We start from the raw sequence: 882 nt of genomic DNA on the forward strand, positions 1-882 counted from the left end.
TGGTTAAAAATTGCACGGGAAAAAGGCATCGATGCATTGGCACCTAAAGCTAGGCCGGGGCGTGGCAGAAAGCTGTCTCCTATCGAGGAGCAAGAAGTCAAACGCTGGGTTGTCGGCGGTGACCCAAGGCAGCACGGCTTTGATTTCGGGTTGTGGACGCGTCAGATTATTTCAGATCTGATTCGGGAGAAATTCGGTATTGAACTCAGCGTGACTAGTGTCGGTGAACTTCTACACCGGTTGGGCCTAACTCCACAAAAGCCACTACGAAGAGCCTACGAAAGAGACGAGAAGGCTGTCAAAAAATGGGTGAAGGAAGTCTATCCAAAGATTAAGGCATATGCGAAAAAGACTGGTGCAGAGATATTCTGGTTGGATGAGGCAAGCATCCGGTCAGATGATCCGCTTCAAAGAACATGGGGAGAAAAAGGGAAGACTCCCGTAGTGAAAACCAGTGGACAAAGGCAATCGATTAACGCGATCTCTGCATTGTCGAATAAAGGCGGCTTCTGGTACCACATCTACAGCGGAAAGTTTACAGCAGACAAGTGTCTGGAGTGCTTCAAGGACTTCCAGAGAAGTCAAAGGCGGCCAGTAATCCTCATTGTAGATGGCCACCCGGTGCACAAATCGAAGAAGGTTCTGGAATATGTCGAATCTCAGGACGGGAGTCTTGAGATGGTATTCTTGCCGCCATACGCGCCGGACTTGAACCCGGATGAGTTGGTATGGAACCACATGAGGAATATAGGAACTTCGAAGAAGCCGCTAAAGGAGGGCGAATCTTTGATGAGTCGTGCCAATAAAGATTTGCAGAGCATTAAGAAAAACAAGAAACTCGTGAAATCATTTTTCCAAGAGGCGGCTGTATCCTTTGCTGCC

1 protein-coding gene is annotated in these 882 nt (G+C 48.4%); it reads left to right on the plus strand.

All coding sequences use genetic code 11. The features are described from left to right. A partial coding sequence (locus AC6R19_RS22750; RefSeq protein WP_500582155.1) for an IS630 family transposase occupies nucleotides 1–882 on the plus strand: 882 nt, incomplete at both ends.

It is taken from the genome of Microbulbifer sp. SE14, assembly GCF_059834885.1.